General features: G+C 59.8%; 17 protein-coding genes. 15 read left to right on the top strand and 2 right to left on the bottom strand.

The features are described 5' to 3' along the window. Window positions 1–2: 2 nt before the first annotated feature. From RO009_01860 to RO009_01845, 4 genes are read left to right on the top strand one after another with little or no spacing between them, the layout of a single operon-like run. Window positions 3–875: a branched-chain amino acid ABC transporter permease gene (locus tag RO009_01860; protein MDT3683772.1), complete on the top strand. Its 873-nt coding sequence runs from the start codon at window positions 3–5 to the stop codon at window positions 873–875. Between the two features lie 5 nt (window positions 876–880). Then, on the top strand, window positions 881–1870 hold the full coding sequence (locus tag RO009_01855; protein ID MDT3683771.1) for a branched-chain amino acid ABC transporter permease: 990 nt from the start codon (window positions 881–883) through the stop codon (window positions 1868–1870). Then, the gene (locus tag RO009_01850; protein ID MDT3683770.1) at window positions 1867–2622 is read left to right on the top strand and encodes an ABC transporter ATP-binding protein; all 756 of its coding nucleotides are present in this window, start codon (window positions 1867–1869) and stop codon (window positions 2620–2622) included. The genes RO009_01855 and RO009_01850 overlap by 4 nt, the downstream gene beginning before the upstream one ends. After that, window positions 2615–3328 carry an ABC transporter ATP-binding protein gene (locus RO009_01845; GenBank protein ID MDT3683769.1) on the top strand — a complete coding sequence of 238 codons (714 nt, stop codon included), beginning with the start codon at window positions 2615–2617 and terminating at the stop codon, window positions 3326–3328. Before RO009_01850 ends, RO009_01845 begins: the two co-directional genes overlap by 8 nt. A gap of 272 nt (window positions 3329–3600) precedes the next feature. On the opposite strand, the gene RO009_01840 is transcribed toward RO009_01845, so the two are convergent. Beyond that, window positions 3601–5322: a class I adenylate-forming enzyme family protein gene (locus tag RO009_01840; GenBank protein MDT3683768.1), complete on the bottom strand. Its 1722-nt coding sequence runs from the start codon at window positions 5320–5322 to the stop codon at window positions 3601–3603. Window positions 5323–5544: 222 nt separating this feature from the next. Further along, window positions 5545–6000 carry a MarR family transcriptional regulator gene (locus tag RO009_01835; GenBank protein ID MDT3683767.1) on the bottom strand — a complete coding sequence of 152 codons (456 nt, stop codon included), beginning with the start codon at window positions 5998–6000 and terminating at the stop codon, window positions 5545–5547. A gap of 207 nt (window positions 6001–6207) precedes the next feature. Between RO009_01835 and RO009_01830 the strand changes: the two genes are divergently transcribed. From RO009_01830 to RO009_01780, 11 genes are all read left to right on the top strand, one after another. Further along, on the top strand, window positions 6208–7542 hold the full coding sequence (locus RO009_01830; GenBank protein MDT3683766.1) for a 2-hydroxyacyl-CoA dehydratase family protein: 1335 nt from the start codon (window positions 6208–6210) through the stop codon (window positions 7540–7542). Between the two features lie 5 nt (window positions 7543–7547). Then, a complete protein-coding gene (locus RO009_01825) occupies window positions 7548–8723 on the top strand; it encodes a 2-hydroxyacyl-CoA dehydratase family protein (protein MDT3683765.1) in 1176 nt (391 codons plus the stop codon). A 19-nt stretch (window positions 8724–8742) separates the two neighbouring features. After that, window positions 8743–9570 carry an acyl-CoA dehydratase activase gene (locus RO009_01820; protein ID MDT3683764.1) on the top strand — a complete coding sequence of 276 codons (828 nt, stop codon included), beginning with the start codon at window positions 8743–8745 and terminating at the stop codon, window positions 9568–9570. Beyond that, window positions 9570–10394 carry an acyl-CoA dehydratase activase gene (locus tag RO009_01815; protein MDT3683763.1) on the top strand — a complete coding sequence of 275 codons (825 nt, stop codon included), beginning with the start codon at window positions 9570–9572 and terminating at the stop codon, window positions 10392–10394. The genes RO009_01820 and RO009_01815 overlap by 1 nt, the downstream gene beginning before the upstream one ends. A 115-nt stretch (window positions 10395–10509) precedes the next feature. Then, window positions 10510–10770 (top strand): hypothetical protein, encoded by a 261-nt coding sequence (locus RO009_01810; GenBank protein MDT3683762.1) that lies wholly within the window; start codon window positions 10510–10512, stop codon window positions 10768–10770. Window positions 10771–10777: 7 nt separating this feature from the next. Continuing rightward, window positions 10778–11926: an acyl-CoA dehydrogenase family protein gene (locus RO009_01805; protein ID MDT3683761.1), complete on the top strand. Its 1149-nt coding sequence runs from the start codon at window positions 10778–10780 to the stop codon at window positions 11924–11926. Beyond that, window positions 11923–12975: an acyl-CoA dehydrogenase family protein gene (locus RO009_01800; GenBank protein MDT3683760.1), complete on the top strand. Its 1053-nt coding sequence runs from the start codon at window positions 11923–11925 to the stop codon at window positions 12973–12975. Before RO009_01805 ends, RO009_01800 begins: the two co-directional genes overlap by 4 nt. Next, window positions 12903–13787 (top strand): crotonase/enoyl-CoA hydratase family protein, encoded by an 885-nt coding sequence (locus RO009_01795; GenBank protein MDT3683759.1) that lies wholly within the window; start codon window positions 12903–12905, stop codon window positions 13785–13787. The genes RO009_01800 and RO009_01795 overlap by 73 nt, the downstream gene beginning before the upstream one ends. Further along, complete coding sequence (locus tag RO009_01790) at window positions 13784–15226, top strand: OB-fold domain-containing protein (GenBank protein ID MDT3683758.1); 1443 nt, start codon at window positions 13784–13786, stop codon at window positions 15224–15226. The genes RO009_01795 and RO009_01790 overlap by 4 nt, the downstream gene beginning before the upstream one ends. 21 nt (window positions 15227–15247) lie before the next feature. Beyond that, window positions 15248–16450, top strand: a complete 1203-nt coding sequence (locus RO009_01785; GenBank protein MDT3683757.1) for an acetyl-CoA acetyltransferase — start codon at window positions 15248–15250, stop codon at window positions 16448–16450. Window positions 16451–16457: 7 nt separating this feature from the next. Next, window positions 16458–17318 (top strand): MaoC/PaaZ C-terminal domain-containing protein, encoded by an 861-nt coding sequence (locus RO009_01780; protein ID MDT3683756.1) that lies wholly within the window; start codon window positions 16458–16460, stop codon window positions 17316–17318. The last annotated feature ends 220 nt before the right edge of the window (window positions 17319–17538 follow it).

The following is a 17538-nucleotide window of genomic DNA, read 5'->3' as shown; positions in this document are numbered from 1 at the left end:
CCATGCCCAATATTTTCGACATCATTGTCAGCGTTGTGTTCGACGGCGTGTCCTTCGCCATCATCCTGTTCATCGTCTCGGTGGGACTCAGCGTCACCATGGGGTTGATGGGCTTCGCCAACTTGGCCCATGGGGCTTTCGCCATGATCGGCGGCTATTTCGCCGCGTCGGCGATGAGCCAGCTCGGGATACCCTTTCTGCTGGCTGTGTTGCTCGCCGCCGTCGCTACTGGCCTGGTCAGCGTCCCGTTCGAGCGTTTCCTTTATCGCCCGCTCTATCAGGCCAGCTTGCTCGATCAGGCGAAGCTGACGATCGGTTTGGTGTTCATATCCGTGGCGATGGCCACGATGATCTGGGGCCCGCTCAACATCCAGCTGCAGATCCCGGATTACCTGTCGGGCCAGGTCGACTTGGGCTTCCGTAAGTTCCCCACCTATCGCGCCTTTCTCAACGTCGTGGGCCTCGCCGCTATCATCGGGCTCTGGTACGGCATCGAGCGCACCACGATTGGCGCCATGATCCGGGCGGCCGTCGATAACAGGGTGATGGCGCAGTCCGTAGGCATCGATGTGGACCGCCTTTTCACGCTGACCTTTGCGCTTGGGAGCGCGCTCGCTGCGATGGGCGGCGCCCTTGGCATCAGGATCCTGGGCCTGACGCCGACCTTCGCGATCGAATATCTAGTCTATTTTCTCGTGGTCGTGGCCGTCGGCGGGCTCGGCAGCATCCGCGGGGCTTTCTTTGCCGCCCTGACGTTGGGAATCGTCGACAACGCGGGCAAGTACTTCTTCCCCAAGCTGGGGGCGTTCTTCTTTTTCATGGTCACGTTTATCGTGCTTCTCAAATGGCCGAACGGCCTCTTCGGAAGGAGATAACGGCCGTGATCCACGACGGAGAATCCGTTGCCTTCCTCACCAGGCGCCATCGTTTCCATCTGATCGAGGTTCTGCCTTGGGCGCTCGCCGTTGCCGCCTTCTTCGCATTTCCCACTTATCTGCAATTGGGATCGCAGATCCTGATCATGGCGATGTTCGCCTTGTCGCTCGATCTCATTCTCGGCTTCGCCGGCATTGTGACGCTAGGCCACGCGGCTCTGTTTGGCGTTGGCGCCTACGCGGCCGGCATCCTTTCCGTCCATGCCGGTTGGAACGAGCCATTGACCGGCCTCGTGGCGGCCGGTGCTTCGGCTGCATTGGTCGGATTGATCTCGGGATGGGTAATCCTTAGAACGCACGGCCTGACGTTACTGATGCTGACGATCGCAACGGCCATCCTTCTGCATGAGTTTACCAACGAGCAGGGCCACATTACCGGAGGCGCGAACGGGCTGTCAGGCATCATGATGGACCCGCTGTTGGGCATCTTCAGTTTCGATTTCTACGGGCGTACCGGATACTTTTATGCGCTCGCGGTCGTGCTGGTCAGTTTCCTTATCGCGCGGATCGTTGTTTTTTCGCCTTTCGGCCAATCGCTCAAGGGCATCCGCGAGAACGAGGCCCGCATGCATGCGATCGGCACGCCTGTGCATCGGCGCAAGCTGATCATCTACACCATCTCTTCCGCTATGGCAGGTGTCGCTGGCGGGTTGCTGGCCCAGACCACGCAGTTTGTCGGTGACGACGTGCTGAGCTTCGGGCGTTCGGCGGACGTGCTCATCATTCTAATTCTCGGGGGCACCGGCCGGCTCTATGGCGCCCTCGTCGGCGCTCCGGTTTACATGGTGATCCAAGACCAACTGGCCAAACAGTATCCTGAATACTGGCAACTCGGCATCGGTCTGATGCTCGTGGCGGCGGTGTTTTTCGCGCGCAATGGAATTGTCGGGCTTTGGGATGAGCGTCCGGCCTATTGGCGGAGGCGTCCTGCATGAGCGCGTTGGCCTTGGAGACTCGGAATTTGGGCAAGGCCTTCGGCTCTCTGGTAGTCGCTCGGTCGATCAACTTCAAGATCGCCAAGGGCGATCGTAGCGCCCTTATCGGTCCCAACGGAGCAGGCAAGACCACCTTCATCAATCTATTGACCGGCGTTCTGGAGCCGAGCGCTGGCCAGGTCATGCTGATGGGCAGGGAGATTACACAGCTCAGCCGGGCCGAGCGGGTCAAGCTCGGGTTGGCGCGCACCTTCCAGATCAACTCGCTATTCACCGGCCTTTCGGTGCTCGAGAACGTCTGCATGTCCATTGCCGAACGCACGGGCTCGGCAATGTCGTTTTTTCGCCCGCTTGGCCGCAACAGCAGCGTGATCGATGAGGGCATGGCGCTGCTAGCGCGCTTGGGCATGGCGGAGCATGCCGCAATGCTCGTCAGCGAGCTGCCATACGGCCGTCAGCGGCTGGTTGAGATTGCCATCGCGCTCGGGCTGGAGCCGAAAGTATTGCTCTTGGACGAGCCCGCGGCAGGGGTGCCGAAGGAGGAAAGCCATCTTCTGCTCGATATCATTACCGAGCTTTGCGAGGACATGGCGGTGTTGATCATCGAGCACGACATGGATCTGGTGTTCCGGTTTGCTAAGCATATCACTGTGCTGGTCCGGGGGGGCATCTTGGTCCAGGGTACGCCGCGCGAGATACGAAACGATCAGCGGGTGAAGGACGTCTATTTGGGTGAAGGCGGTCATGCGTGACATCCCCCCCGTTTTGGTCATGGACCGGGTGACCGCCGGTTATGGGGAAACCATGGTCCTGGACAAGGTCAGCTTTACAGTCCCGGCGGGGGGCATCCTGGCGCTCTTGGGACGTAACGGCGTGGGCAAGACGACCCTCCTGACCACGGTGATGGGTCATACCCGCATGCGCTTCGGACAAATCTACTTTGAGAATAACGAGATCACTCACGCGCCGGTGCATATGAGGTCTCGGTATGGCATCGGGCTGGTCCCTCAGGAACGTCACATCTTTCCGTCGCTGACGGTGCTGGAAAACCTTAAAATAGCGTCCCGTCCCGGCCGCTGGACAGTGGACGCCGTGTGCGACTTGTTTCCCTGCCTGGCCGAGCGCCGCTCCAACATGGGTTGCCATCTGTCAGGCGGTGAGCAGCAGATGCTGGCGATCGGCCGCGCCCTTATGGGCAATCCTAGTCTGGTGCTCATGGATGAGCCGTCGGAAGGCTTGGCGCCGATCATCGTCGAGCAGTTGATCAAGGCTCTTTACCGTCTGCGCGACGAAGAAGGCCTTGCCATTATCCTGGTGGAGCAGAATTCCCGGCTCGCGCTTCGCTTCTCCGATGTTGCCGTCGTTCTTGATCGCGGTCGAGTTATCTATGATGGTGAGAGCACGGCGCTGTTGGAGGACAGCGAACGGCTGAATCGGCTTATTGGCGTCGGAGAGTAGTTCCCTCAATACGTCATCGTCCGCTCAGTGTTGAAATCATTACTTCGGGAAGGTCGGCCTGAGGGGCGCTCAATCCACTGAAGCCTGATGAATCTCTCATGACCGGGCAACTGGGCCTGGCCCGGTGTAACTTGTCCCGGCCATCCACGCCTTGCTTTGCTGATCTGTCGTAAGAACGTGGATGTCCGCGTAGACAAGTTTACGTAGTCTTCGCAAGCTTGACTGCGAACGCGGCATGACGACAACCTGAAATCATTACGCTCAACAGTCTGCTAGACTTGTGCTTCTGGCATTGCGGTCCGCTGCTTTAGAATTTCCACCAGCTTTCGTTTGGTGACCTTGCGCGTTGCAGTCATCGGCATGGCTTCGATGAACTCTAGGCGCTCGGGCCAGCGCAGTTTCGCCACGTTGTTGGCCGCCAGATATTCGCACACCTTGTCAAGGGTCAGCACCCGCCCGGGGACCGGCTGCACGAAGAGACAGGCTCGCTCACCCAGCATCTCGTCAGGCATCGGCACCACCGCCGATATCTGCACGGCCGGATGTGCGTCCATCAGTGCTTCGATATCCAGCGGATTGATCTTGATCCCGCCGCGATTGATGACGTCCTTGAGCCGCCCGGTTATCGCAATGAAACCGTTCTCGTCGATGGTGGCCATGTCGCCGGTGCGGAACCAGCCGTCGTCCGTGAACGCCTCTCGGGTCGCCGGGTCGTTTCCGTAGTAGCGGGCCATCAGGAAGGGTCCACGCATCTGAAGCTCGCCCTCTTCTCCCGGGGCAGGGACCGTGCCGTCACTTGCCGCTACCCGCACCTCATGGCCGACCGGCGGCAAGCCGAGACTGGTAGCCCGCAATTCCATCGGAGCCCTCAAGTCATGAAGGATCGGCATCCAAACTTCGGTCATGCCCCAGACCTGAAAGACCTTGCCGCCGGACAAAGCGGCCTCGAGCGACCGTAGGACCTCGGGCGGGCAGAATGCGCCGCCGGTGAAGACCCGCTCCACGCTGCGGGTGACGTCAGGCCCCCAGAGGCGCGCTCCTAGGCCGGCCTGGATATGGGCAAATCCACATAATATGACTGTCGGCTTGGCTCTCTGAATCGTCTTGGCAAGCGCCTGCGGCGAGTATTCCGGCAGCAACACATTGGCCGCACCGCTCAGCAGGATGGTGACGGCGATGCAGAGGCCAAACGCATGCGTATGAGCAGGCGCGCACAGCACGACATCCCGCGCGGTGATGCCCATGCGGGCTCCAGTATGAAAGGAGCTTGCAGTCAGGGTCCGATGCCCGTGGACCACAGCCTTCGGCTGCGCCGAGGTGCCCGATGTGAACAGGATGACCGCCGGGTCATCGGCTTCCGGCTTGTCTGAAATTTCGACGATGTCTGTGGAAGACAGGTGGTCGAAGGCCAGGCAGCCGGCTGGGGCCTGTCCACCCACCACGATGATTGCTTCCAGGGTCGGCGACCGCTCTCGCAACTGCCGCATCAGGGCCGGTGCGTCGTATTTCTCGGAAGCGCCCACGCAGACGATCGCCCGTGGCCTGACATGGGCGATCATCGTTTCCAGTTCGCCGCTTCGATAGGGCATGTGGAACATACATGGCACCGCCCCCATCATCTGGGCTCCAAGATAGGCAATCAGGAATTCCGGAATGTTCGGCAGCTGCAACCCGATCACGTCGCCGCGTCGGATGCCCACGCCAAGCAACCCGGACGCGAAGCGCCGCGATTTCTCATTTAAGTCAGCATAGGAAAGGCTGGTATTAGGACCGATCAGGGCAGGCGCGTCCGGCGTCTTTTTCGCCCATTCGGCCAGCACGTTGTGCGGTATGGCGTCGGTCCAATAGCCGGCTTCTTTGTACCGGCGGACGTCGTCCTCCGGATAATCGAGTGCGGCCTTAATATCGGTCATCGAAAGCCCCCCTCTCCCTGCCCGTACAAAACGATCGAGCGTATTGTTAATTAAGATAGATGAATGGCCAAAACCCGTCAACCGATGCCCGCGCAGGCGAGCAGGGACATCACGCTGCCGAATAGGCTGCCATGCGGAAGCCGGGTTGAGCTAGCTGTCGAAAAAGTCGACTCAGCATGAACACCTCTGCATCCGGGGTGAATTCACATGAATACGTCCGAAGTCAGAGGTGAATTCAGTGTGAACACAGCCGAGTTCGGAGCTGAACAAAACGAATCGGAATGGAATCTCGTTCGCGTTCGTTTAGGCCGTATGGTCCCGGTCGACGCCGTTTCCAAAGATTCTGGTGATCTCGAGCAGGTCGCGCATGATCCGCGCCACCCGGTTGGCGCCTAGAATCTTGATGATTTCGCGCTCTGTCGTCTCGGCGAAATCCACCAGATCCTCGATGCTTTGGCGGCCCTTTTCGCTCAGCGAGACGTAGAATTTGCGGCGGTCGACGTCATCGACCCGTTTCTCCAGAAGCCCGAGTTCAAGAAGCCTGTCCACCAGCCGTGTCGTGGTGGACTGGCTGCAGAAGATCAGCTGCGATAATTCCGTCAGGGTCAGGCACTTCTCGTCCCAGAGACAGCCGAGCAGGCGCCATTGGCGCGCCGTGTAGCCTCGCTCGCGGACCGCCTGGAGGTATTTCCGGCTGAGGTCGTGGCTGGCGCGTGCCAAAAGGTGAGATAGCAACCGGTCTCTGAATTTCGGCCTCATTTTGAGCTCCAGTTTGACGCGCCGCATCAGCCCGCGCGGTTGCCGATATAAGCGGAAAAAATATGAAATTGGAAATTTCTTGACAGTGGCGGATTTGGGTGAACATATACTTCCAGTTTCAAGTTTTTTTCCTCGGGGCAGCGATTCCAGGAAAACCAGGGGCCGGACTATGCAGGCCGGGCTCTCAGGACCAAGGGAGAGGAAACAATGGCAACGGAAGGCCGAGAAAGCTCTGCGGCGGGTCCAGAAGTTATTGGCCGGGGCATCGAGAGCGGCGCGCGCATGTTTCGCGAATGGTTCGCCGACCTGACACGGGCCGCGAACGCCGGGGAAGGGGCGGCCTACGTGTTCGTTGTCGGTAGCTTCAACGAGATCCTGCAAACCTTCGGCATGCCCGTAACCTTTCCCGAGATGAATTCTCTGCAGACGGCCATTCGACGGGTTTCAAGCGAATATCTGGCTGTGGCCGAGGACTATGGCTATTCGTCCGACGTCTGCGGCTATGTGAAAGCCGACCTCGCCCTTCAATTGAAGGGCGGCGAGCACCCCATGGGACGAGTTCCTAAACCCAGCATGGCGGTGCTGACCAACGGCTGCAACACCTACATCAAGTGGGCCGAGATCTGGGAGCGGCTCTATGGGATTCCCGTGGTCACTATTGACATTCCGGGAACCCGCTCACCTGAGAGCAAGAGCCAGCCGGGCAGCGAGGAGTTTGCCTTCGAGCAGCGCTACGTCCTGGGTCAAATCAAGGAATTGATCGCGGTGTGCGAGCGCGTGACCAAGAAGAAGTTCGACATCGACAAGTTCCGCGAGGTTCTGCGTCACGCGAACGACATGTCCCTTGCCTGGCAACGGGTGGTCGAGCTGAACAAGAACCGGCCGGCTGTCTATAATGCGATGACTGACGGCACGGTTTTTCTCGGCGTCGCCAACGCCTTCCGTGGGACGAAGGAGGGGGCCACCTATTTCACCGAGCTGGTGGAAGAGATGGAATACCGAGTCAAGCACGGTATCGGGATTCTTCGAAAGACCGAGAACGGCATGGAGCCCGTGGAGCAGCAGTTCCGGCTCGCTCTCGTCGGCACGCCTTGTTATCCGATATTCCGTCGTTTCGACGATCTGTTCGCAAAGTTCGGTGGCGTCTTCGTCACTTCTTCGTACATGTCTTTCGGCTCCGGAGGGACATGCGCCGGCTATACCTACGATCTGGAGCGTCCGCTGGAGAGCTTTGCCGCGACCCAGCTACTGATGTCGCGCGACGCCATGGACAGCATGTTCCACCAGGCCCTGGTGCTGGAAAATACGGCCGGCAAGTACGGTATCGATGGCGTGATATTTCATCCCATCAAGAGCTGCCGCACTGTCTCCACCGGCATGGCCGATCAGCGCCGGTTCGTCACCGAGCGGTTGGGCCTGCCCACCTTGATCCTGGAATCGGATTTCATGGATCCACAGGTGATCTCGGAAGCACAGATGAAAAACCGGGTCGATGCCTACTTCGAAGGCCTAATTTCTAGGCGGCATCAGTCGGCGGCTTGAAGGGAATGGCGACCATGAGCAAGCATTACTTCACCGAATGGGAGGGCAAGGAGCTCGACCAGATATTTTCCATCGCGCGCGAGCTCGTGGAGGACCCGAGCTACCCGACAGTGGCCGCCTGGCGGGCTGACGGCGGCAAGGTCTTGGGTCATTTTCAGGTCTATTTCCCCGAGGAGCTGGCCCATGCGGCGGGCATGCTTCCGGTCAGGATGCGCGGTGCGCAGACCGACGGCACCGAATCGGAGTCCCACTTCGGCTCCTATCTTTGTTCAATTATAAAGACCTCGCTCGATATTGCGTTGACCAAGAACATCGAGCTCGATCTCTTCGTCTCCCATCCCATCTGCGACGCGGCGCGCAACCTGGCGGCAATCTGGGGCCGCAACTTCGGCTACAAGAGCCAGATCCTCTACCTGCCCCAGAACGCCAACTCGAAGCATGCGACGGAATATCTTGCGAACGAATATCGCCGCCTGCTGCGTGACATCGAGGCGGAGACGAAAGTCAAAGTGACGGATGAGGCTATTCGCATCTCAATCGGGCTCTACAACAGATCGCGCGCTCTGATGCGCGAGCTCTATACGATCCGACGCGAGCAGCCCTGGCTGTTGAGCGGCGACGAATGTCTGATCCTCGTCTCGTTGGCTGGTTTCTTGCCGCGTGAGGAGTTCAACGGCTTGGTCGAAACCTTGCTGCCCATGATCAAGGCGCGGTCTAGGCGGGCGCAGGACAAGATGCGAGTGGTGTTTGAGGGCGGCTTCTGCGAGACGCCTCCGATCGATCTGCTGCAGACGATTTCTCGATCCTGCTACGTGGTGGATGACGACCTGTTCATAGGCCTGCGCTTCCTCGTGGAGGACGTAACGGCAAAAGTGGATCCGGTGACGGACTTGGCCGAGGCGTATTTGCAAAAGTCGTCCTATTCGCCGGTCCAGCACGATCTGCGCAAGCCGAAAGAGAAGATGCTGTTGAAGCGCGTAAAGATGGCCAATGCGGAGGCCGTCATCCTCGCCGCAGCAAAGATGTGCGAGCCCGGTCTGGACGAGCAGGTCGCCTACTCGAAAGCCCTCGACGAAGAGAGAATCCCTTACTTCATCTCGGAGTTTGAGGAGAACCAAAGCACATTCGATCATTTGGCCATTCAGTTGGAGACCTTCGTCGAGAACATCATGTTCGACTGACAGGTTCGGAGGAGCAGCTATGAAATACGCGGGCGGGGTCGATGTGGGTTCGACTCAAACCAAGGCAGTAATCATCGACCAGAAAAAGAAGATCGTTGGACGCTGTCTGATTGACACCGGCGGCGATGTCACGCTCGCCGCCGAGAAAGCCTTCTCCCAGGCGCTGCGGGACGAAGGGATCGATCGTTCTGACGTCGGCTATGTGGTTGGTACAGGTTACGGGCGTTACAAGGTGAACTTCGGTGACCAGCAGGTGACGGAGATTTCCTGTCACGGCCGGGGAGCGGCGCATATGTTCCCGGGTACCCGGACCGTTTTGGACATGGGCGGCCAGGATACAAAGGCCATCAAAGTTCTGCCCAACGGTGAGATCGAAGACTTTTGCATGAATGACAAGTGTGCCGCCGGCACGGGCCGATTCCTCGGCGCTGCTGCGAAGGCGCTTAACATCCCGCTCGGTGAGCTCGGGACGATCGCGCTCAAGTCCAGCAAGCCGGTGCGTATCTCCACGACGTGCACGGTGTTCGCCGAGGCGGAGGTGTTGAGCTGGCTCGGAAAGGGCAAGAAAGTGGAGGACATTCTCTGGGGTGTGCATCAGTCGATTGCGGCCCGCTCATTCGGACTGCTGGTTCGCGTCGGCATCAAGGACGAGATCACCTTCACCGGCGGCGTGGCCAAGAACGTCGGCATGATCAAGGCTGTGGAAGACAAGCTCAACCGCAAGCTGAACGTTTCCGATGACAGTCATTTTATGGGCGCGCTGGGCGCGGCTCTGTTCGCGCTCGATAGCATGCTGAGCGGAGAGGCCAGCGGCCGCGTGACGAGCAAGGAAAGGGAGGTTGCGTGATGTCGGCGGTGATCGGATTGGATATCGGAACGACTTATACTAAGGGTGTGATCCTGAACCAAAACCACGTTCTCCTGGCGCGCCATATGAAGGCGACCGGTTCACAGCTCCAGCAGGCGGCGGCCGCGGTTGTGGCAGAAACGGCGGAAAGGGCGGGACTAAAGCCAAGCGACATCGCTTATTGCATCACGACCGGCTACGGGCGGCATCAATACGACGACCGCGATCTTCAGGTTACGGACCTTACAGCCACCGCGCGCGGCGCCAGTTTTCTTTTTCCAGGCACCCGTACGGTTCTCGACATTGGCGGGCAGACCATGAAAGCGAGCCGCGTGGATGACAAGTGCAAGGTTCAAACCTTCCGCCTGAACGACAAGTGCGCATCCGGAACCGGAATGTTCCTGGAAAAGACGGTGCGCTACATGGGCTACGATACCGAAGATATCGATGCGCTGCTTCGCAATGCCAGCGGATCAGTGCCGATTTCTGGTGTCTGCACCGTGTTTGCTGAATCTGAGGTGATCAATCACCTCTCCAATAGCGTGCCGGCAGAAAACATCATGTACGGCGCCGGCCTGTCGCTAACCAAGCGATCTGTTCAACTCCTGAAGCGGATTCAGGTGGAGGATGAGGTGACGCTTGTGGGCGGCATTCTGCGCTGGAACGTCATGGCGGAGGCCATAAAGAAGGAACTGGGCCGTCCGGTAAACGTGCCAGCCGACGACATGCCCCAATATGCTGCGGCGCTGGGTTGCGCGATCCTCGGCCACATCTCACTCGGTAAGCAGAGAGAGAGAAGCGGAAAGAGTAGGAGGGCGGCCTAAGCGGGGTATCCGGCAGCGGATTCGAAGGAAGGGATGAAATCACCGCGGTTTTCCGTCGGTGGCGACTGGAAATGTAATTTCAAGGATAGTCGATTTGATATCGCGGGAGGGTCCGGTGACGGGGGATGGACGAGAGCTCGGCGGCACGTTTTTGGGTTGCCGCATACCCGTCGAATCGGAGTTGGTGAAGCAGGGCTGGGAGTGGCGCTGCAACGCCGATCAGTCCAAGCTCCCCCAATTGATCTACTTCTATGCAGAGCTCGGATTTGAAGTTTGTCTGGCGCCTCTCAAGCTCGATTGCCTCAGTGCCGAGTGCAACGGTTGCAAGAAGGGGTTGATGGAATCCAAAGCAGTTTTTGTCCGTCCGAGGAAGTGACGGATATATGCAGGAATTTTTTTTTGATCCATGTGAGTTTCCAGCCGCAGTCATTTCGTTACGACGAGAGGTTCGGGCATTTCTTGATGATTGGCTGCGGAATGCCACGCCAATTCAGCGGGCGCAATCGTGGGTCGGCTTTGACCGGGAGTTTAGCCGCCTCGTCGGTGCCCGGGGATGGATTGGGATGACCTGGCCAAACAAGTATGGAGGTGCTGGACGCAGCGGGCTTGAGCGTTATGTCGTGCTGGAAGAAATGCTGGCGGCCGGCGCGCCGGTCGCTGCCCATTGGTTTGGCGACCGGCAGAGTGGTCCGCAGCTCCTGAGATTCGGAACCGAACGGCAGTGCCAGGAAATCTTGCCCAGAATTGCCCGCGGCGAACTAGTGTTCGCGGTAGGCTTGAGCGAGCCTGACGCAGGGTCCGACCTCGCAGCCATTCGGACGCGGGCGCTCCCGGTCAGGGGTGGCTGGTCCGTCAATGGAAGCAAGCTGTGGACCACGAATGCCCACCGCGCAGACTACATGATCGCTTTGTTGCGGACTGAATTGCCCACGGAGAACCGCCATTCTGGGTTGTCCCAATTCCTCATTGATATGACCTGGCCGGGCATCAACGTCCGCCCCATCGAAGACCTGACGGGGGAGGTCCACTTCAACGAAGTTTTCTTTGACAATCTCTTTTTGCCCCAGGAGAGCCTCGTTGGGCAGTTGGGAGAGGGCTGGCAGCAGGCCATGGCCGAACTGGCCTACGAACGCAGCGGGCCGGAACGGTTCATGAGCAGCATTCAGGTACTGTTCCTGATGATCCGCGAATTGTCCGGCAAAGCGACTGAAGAAGAGACAATAGAGATCGGCCGGCTGGTGAGCGAGTTGAGCACCCTGCGGCGCATGTCCATTTCCGTCGCCGGCATGCTCGATTTAGGCAGGAACCCGTCCATCGAGGCTGCGATCGTGAAGGACTTGGGGGCTCGCTTTGAGCAGCTTTTGCCCGAGGTCGCGCAGCGTCTCCTGGAAATCGTCCCCAGCGTTGATGCGCAGAACGACCTGCAAAAGGTTCTAGCTTACATCATCGCGATGGCGCCGGCTTATTCCCTGCGTGGCGGCGCCCGCGAAATTCTGCGCGGGATCGTGGCGCAGAGACTCGAGGTGCGATGAGCGACATGCGCTCTCAGATCGACGCAATGGCTCAACGCCTGTTCGGGGAGAAGGTGGATCGCACTGTCCTGAACGCCGCCGCTGACGGTCGATGGCCCAAGGAATTATGGGATGCCGCGGTTGATGCTGGCCTCACAGCATCGGTGGTGCCCGAGAACAAAGGCGGTATCGGTCTTGGTTGGCGGGAGACGTATCCGGTCATCCGGGCCGCCGGCAGGAATTGCGCGCCCATTCCATTGGCGGAGACCATTGTCGCGTCGACCCTGCTTGCGCGTGCGAAAATCCCGGTTCCGGATGGAGTGCTGAGTCTTCAACCGGGAAATCCGGCGGACCGGCTCAAGTTATTTCGTGACGGCGGCAGCTGGCGCTTGAGCGGCATCGTGTGGGGGATCCCTTGGGGCAGCTTGGCCGACTACGTCGTCTTGAACGCAATCCACGATGAGAAGCCCTACCGAATCGTGGCTCCGACGGCCGGCATTAAGGTGATTGCCGGCCACAATCTCGCCGGTGAGCCGCGCGATCGGTTGATGTTTGACGGCATTCAAGTTGATGCGGCGCCCATCGGTGGAAAATCGGGCAGCGACTGCGCAAGGACGCTGGGAGCTCTGGCGCGGACGGGGCAATTGTCCGGCGCCTTTGAAGCGATCCTTCAAGATACCGTTCGGCACGTGAACGAGCGGAAGCAATTTGGCAGGCCGCTGGCGCGATTCCAGGTGGTACAGCACAGCTTGGCGGTGATGGCTGAGGAAGTGGCTGCCACCCGGGTTGCCGCCGAGGCGGCCTTCATCGCGACAGATCGAGGCGACAGCACGTTTGAAGTCGCGGTCGCAAAGGTGCGCGCCTATGCCGCTGTCGGCGCGGTTACGTCCATCGCGCACCAGCTGCTGGGCGCGCTCGGCTTTACCCGCGAACATCATTTGCAGCACCTGACCCGGCGCGCCTGGGCCTGGCGCGGCGAGTTCGGTGGCGAACGGGAATGGGCGTCCTTGCTTGGGCGGCAAGTGTTGGAGGCGGCCAACGGCGCTTGGCCACTCCTAACGGAGCACTAGGAGATTTCCGGATGTCTTTTCTTAAGGTGGAAAAACGCGACCGGATCACGATCTTGACCATGATGCGGCCGGAACAGCGAAACGCGCTAACCGAAGCGGCGCATTTCCACGAGTTCGTCGACGTCTGTGCGAGCATCGATGCTGACTCGGACTGTGCCGCTGTCGTTTTGACGGGGGCGGGCTCGGCTTTTTGTGCCGGTGGGAATGTCAAGGACATGAGGGCGCGGCAGGGCCTGTTCGCGGGCTCGCCGATGCAGGTGCGCGATAATTATCGTCAGAACGTCCAGCGGGTTCCTCTCGCGCTCTATTATCTCGAGGTGCCGACCATTGCCGCGGTCAATGGGCCCGCGGTCGGCGCGGGCTGCGACCTGGCCTGCATGTGCGATCTGCGTATCGGCTCCGAGGCGGCCACCTTCGCCGAGAGCTTCGTAAGGCTGGGCCTCATTCCGGGCGACGGCGGAGCGTGGCTGTTGCAACGTATTGTCGGACTGCCGAAGGCCTGCGAGATGACCTTCACCGGCGAGGCAGTATCGGCGAGGGATGCCCTGGCTTGCGGCTTGGTGCAGAAGGTCGTTCCACCGGCCGAATTGATGGCGGCTGCTCTCGACCTGGCCGGCCGTATCGCGGCCAACCCTCCCTCAGCACTGCGCATGGCAAAAAAGCTCATCCGCCAAGCTCAACAGACTTCATTGCAAACGGCCCTGGACGTGTCGGCCGCGTTTCAAGCGCTGGCGCATCACAGCGAAGCGCATGAGAAAGCCGTTGCGGCGAAACCTTGGATCCCAACCGTCGGGGGAGAGGCAAGACCATGATCGGAATCACTGGATTTGGCGCTTATATCCCGAGGAGAAGGCTGAGCCGCCGCAGCATCGTTGAAGCGAACAAGTGGTTCAATCCTGCGTTTGCTTCCATGGCGAAGGGGGAACGCGCCGTTTGCAATTGGGACGAGGACGCGCTCACCATGGCCGTCGAGGCAACCCGCGACGGCCTGAACGGCGGCGCGGTGGATGATCTCGGTGCGATCTTTCTATGCTCGACTTCGCTGCCATTTCAGGACCGCCTAAATGTTGGAATTCTCCGCGCGGCCTTGATGCTGCCAGAAGATGCGCTCGCCCTGGACGTCGCATCCTGCCTGCGTTCGGGAACATCCGGGCTGGTCGGGGCTCTCAAGATGTTAAAGGGTGCCCCGCAACGGATCCTATGTGTCGCGTCGGACAAGCGCCGTACCAAAGGTGGCTCGGTCCAGGAACTGCAGTATGGCGATGGCGCCGCGGCTATCGTCTTGGGCAGCGAAGGCGTGGTCGCCGAATATATCGGCTGCGGGCAGGTGGCCGAGGATTTCGTGGATCACTACCGCACCAACGAAATGGTTTTCGATTATGGCTGGGAGGAGCGCTGGATCAGAGACGAGGGCTACCGCGAGATTATGCCGCGTGCGGTTAAGGCATTGTTTGCGTCGACCGGTCTGAAGCCCGGCGACGTGCATCACCTGATCGTCCCGGCCGCCCGCAGCGTGGCAACGCAATTGACCCGGGCCATTGGGGTGGGCGAGGAGGCGCTGCACGATTGCCTCGACACCCAGGTGGGAGACTGTGGGACAGCGCATTCACTTCTGATGCTGGCGGACTTGCTGCAGCAGGCCGAGCCGGATCGCACCATTGTTCTCTTGGGCTGGGGGCAGGGCTGCGACGCATTGGCCTTTCGCACGACGGACGCTATAAAGCGCGCGCTTCCGCACCTCGGCGTCAAGGGCTGCCTTGCGCGCCGGACGCAGGACACCAACTACACCCGGCACCTGGCTTTCAATCAGTTGATGGTTCTGGATCATGGTCTGAGGGCCGAGACCGATCGGTCTACGTCCTTGAGCGCCTTGTACCGCAACAGGCAGATGATAACGGCGCTCGTCGGGGGACGCTGTAGCCGATGTGGAACAGCGCAATATCCAAGAAGCGAAATATGCGTCAATCCGAACTGCCGGGCCGATGGAACGCAGGAACCTTATAGCTTCCGCGACATCCGCGCCCGCGTACAGAGCTGGACTTCGGACAATCTCATCTACTGCCCTGATCCGCCTCAGCGTTTCGGTATGGTGGCGTTCGAGGGCGGCGGACGACTGATGGTGGACTTTACCGATACAGAGGACGGTGAGCTAGAGGTCGGCGCACCCGTTCGCATGGTATTCCGCATCAAAGAATACGACAAGGTTCGTAGCTTCGCAAAATATTTTTGGAAAGCAGTACCTGACGCATAGGCGCTCGAGGAATTCCCAGTCATGGCCGGTAGCATCAAGGATAAAGTCGTTATTCTCGGAATGGGTTGCTCTCGTTTCGGCGAACGCTGGGATATGGAGCCTGCGGGGCTAGCTTTGGAGGCTTATCGGGAGTGCCTCGCGGATGCCGGCATCGAAACCTCGAATATCGATGCTGCGTGGTATTCCACGGCGCTTGAGGAGTACCACGCCGGGAAATCCAGCATCCCGTTAGCCACCGCGCTTCGTCTTCCTTTTATTCCGGTAACGCGAGTCGAGAACCTTTGTGCGAGCGGTACGGAAGCATTCCGTGGCGCCGTTTATGCCGTGGCCTCGGGCGCGGTCGAGATTGCGCTTGCAATCGGCGTGGAAAAGCTCAAGGACATCGGCTTTGGCGGGCTACCCCAGCGGGCTCGCGGGGTGACCAACGCTCTATATTTTGCGAACTCGTCTGCGCCCGGAAGCTTTGCCCAACTGGCTTCGGCCTATGAAGCGCGATATCGCATCGCGCGGCATGATCTCAAGCAGGCCATGGCCAAGACTTCGGTAAAAAGCCATGACAACGGACTGAAGAATCCGCGCGCCCATCTCAGGCGGCGGATCGACATGAAAACGGCAGTTGAGGCGCCCATGGTCGCGGAACCAATCGGGCTCTACGACTGCTGCGGCGTTTCGGACGGCGCCGCCTGCGCGATCGTGACGACGCCAAACATCGCGCGGGAGCTGGGCAAGACCAATCTCATTTCCGTGAAGGCGCTACAGCTGGCGGTCTCCAACGGGGAAGAGGCGTCTTATAGTAATTGGGACGGGAGCTATGTGGCCACCACCCGAGTGGCGGCCCGACGGGCATACGAAGAGGCGAACATCAAGAATCCTACCCAAGAGATATCCATGCTGGAAGTCCACGACTGCTTTTCGATCACGGAGATCGTCACGCTTGAGGATTTGCAGCTGGCCGAGCCGGGGACCGCTTGGCGCCGCATGCTCGACGGTGCCTTCGATGCGGATGGACAAATTCCCTGCCAAATTGACGGAGGGCTGAAGTGCTTCGGGCATCCGATAGGGGCTTCGGGACTTCGGATGCTGTATGAAATGTATTCCCAACTCCTGGGCCGCTGCGGTGAGCGGCAGCTGCAAGAGCCACGGATCGGATTGACGCACAATCTTGGGGGCTTTCCACATCAGAACATTTCAAGCGTGAGCATCATCGGAAGATATGGAGGGTGAGCGGAACGTGCCAATAAATTACGATAGACTTCTGGCACTGAAGATTCCAGACGTTGAGCACAGCTATACCGACAAGGATATGATCCTCTACGCGCTCGGCGTCGGACTCGGGCATGATCCGCTCAATCCCGATGAGCTCGCTTTCGTTTACGAGAAGAGCCTCAAGCCGCTGCCGACCTTCGTCACAACGCTCGCTTTTCCGGGCTTCTGGATCCGCGATCTCGACACCGGAATCGACTGGGTTAGGCTCGTCAACGGCGAGCAGGGCATCACGCTGCATCAGCTGCCCGGCTCGCACGGGACTGTGATCGGCCGCACCCGCGTTGTTGAAGTTGTAGACAAGGGCGCAGGAAAGGGAGCGCTGGTCTATACCGAGCGCAAGATCAGCGACAAGGCGAGCGGCGCGCTCATCGCCACCGTCACGCAGACGACCTTCTGCCGCGGCGACGGCGGCTTCGGCGGGCCGCCGCGCGAGAGCCCGCCGCCGCACATGATCCCGGCGCGATTGCCCGACCTGGTCTGCGAATTGCCGACGCGGCCGGAAGCAGCCTTGATCTATCGCCTGAGCGGCGACCGGAACCCTCTCCACGCCGATCCGGCGGTGGCCCATACGGCAGGTTTCCCGCGCCCGATTCTGCACGGCCTGGCCACGTTCGGCGTCGCCGGTCATGCCCTGCTCAAATCGGTCTGCGGCTATGACCCGACGCTGCTGGCCGCCATCGCCGGCCGCTATTCAGCGCCGGTCTTTCCCGGCGACACCATCCACACCGAAATCTGGCGCGACGGCAGCGTGATAAGTTTCCGCGCGCGGGCGGCGGAGCGTGGCGTGATCGCGATCAACAACGGTCGCGCCGAACTGCGGGCATAGGCGAGCGCAGCGCGTCCACGATCGGGATGCCAGGCACGAAGCCGTGTATATCGACTCGATCAAAAGTCATTCCGCTTTCGCCTTCCAAAGCATGCCGAATACCCCGTCCTTGACGAGTGGCGACGCGCTCGATATTCTAAAAACGGTCGCTCGTTTTTGCAGAGTGACCAAAAACGAACTGTTTTGAGCTTCGTCAGTTTTGCGAACGACCTCCCTGGGC

The sequence above is a fragment of the Pseudorhodoplanes sp. genome (assembly GCA_032027085.1).
Taxonomy (GTDB): domain Bacteria; phylum Pseudomonadota; class Alphaproteobacteria; order Rhizobiales; family Xanthobacteraceae; genus Pseudorhodoplanes.
The sequence above is the reverse complement of the archived record's forward strand: the minus strand, read 5'-3'. Positions and strand labels throughout refer to the sequence as shown.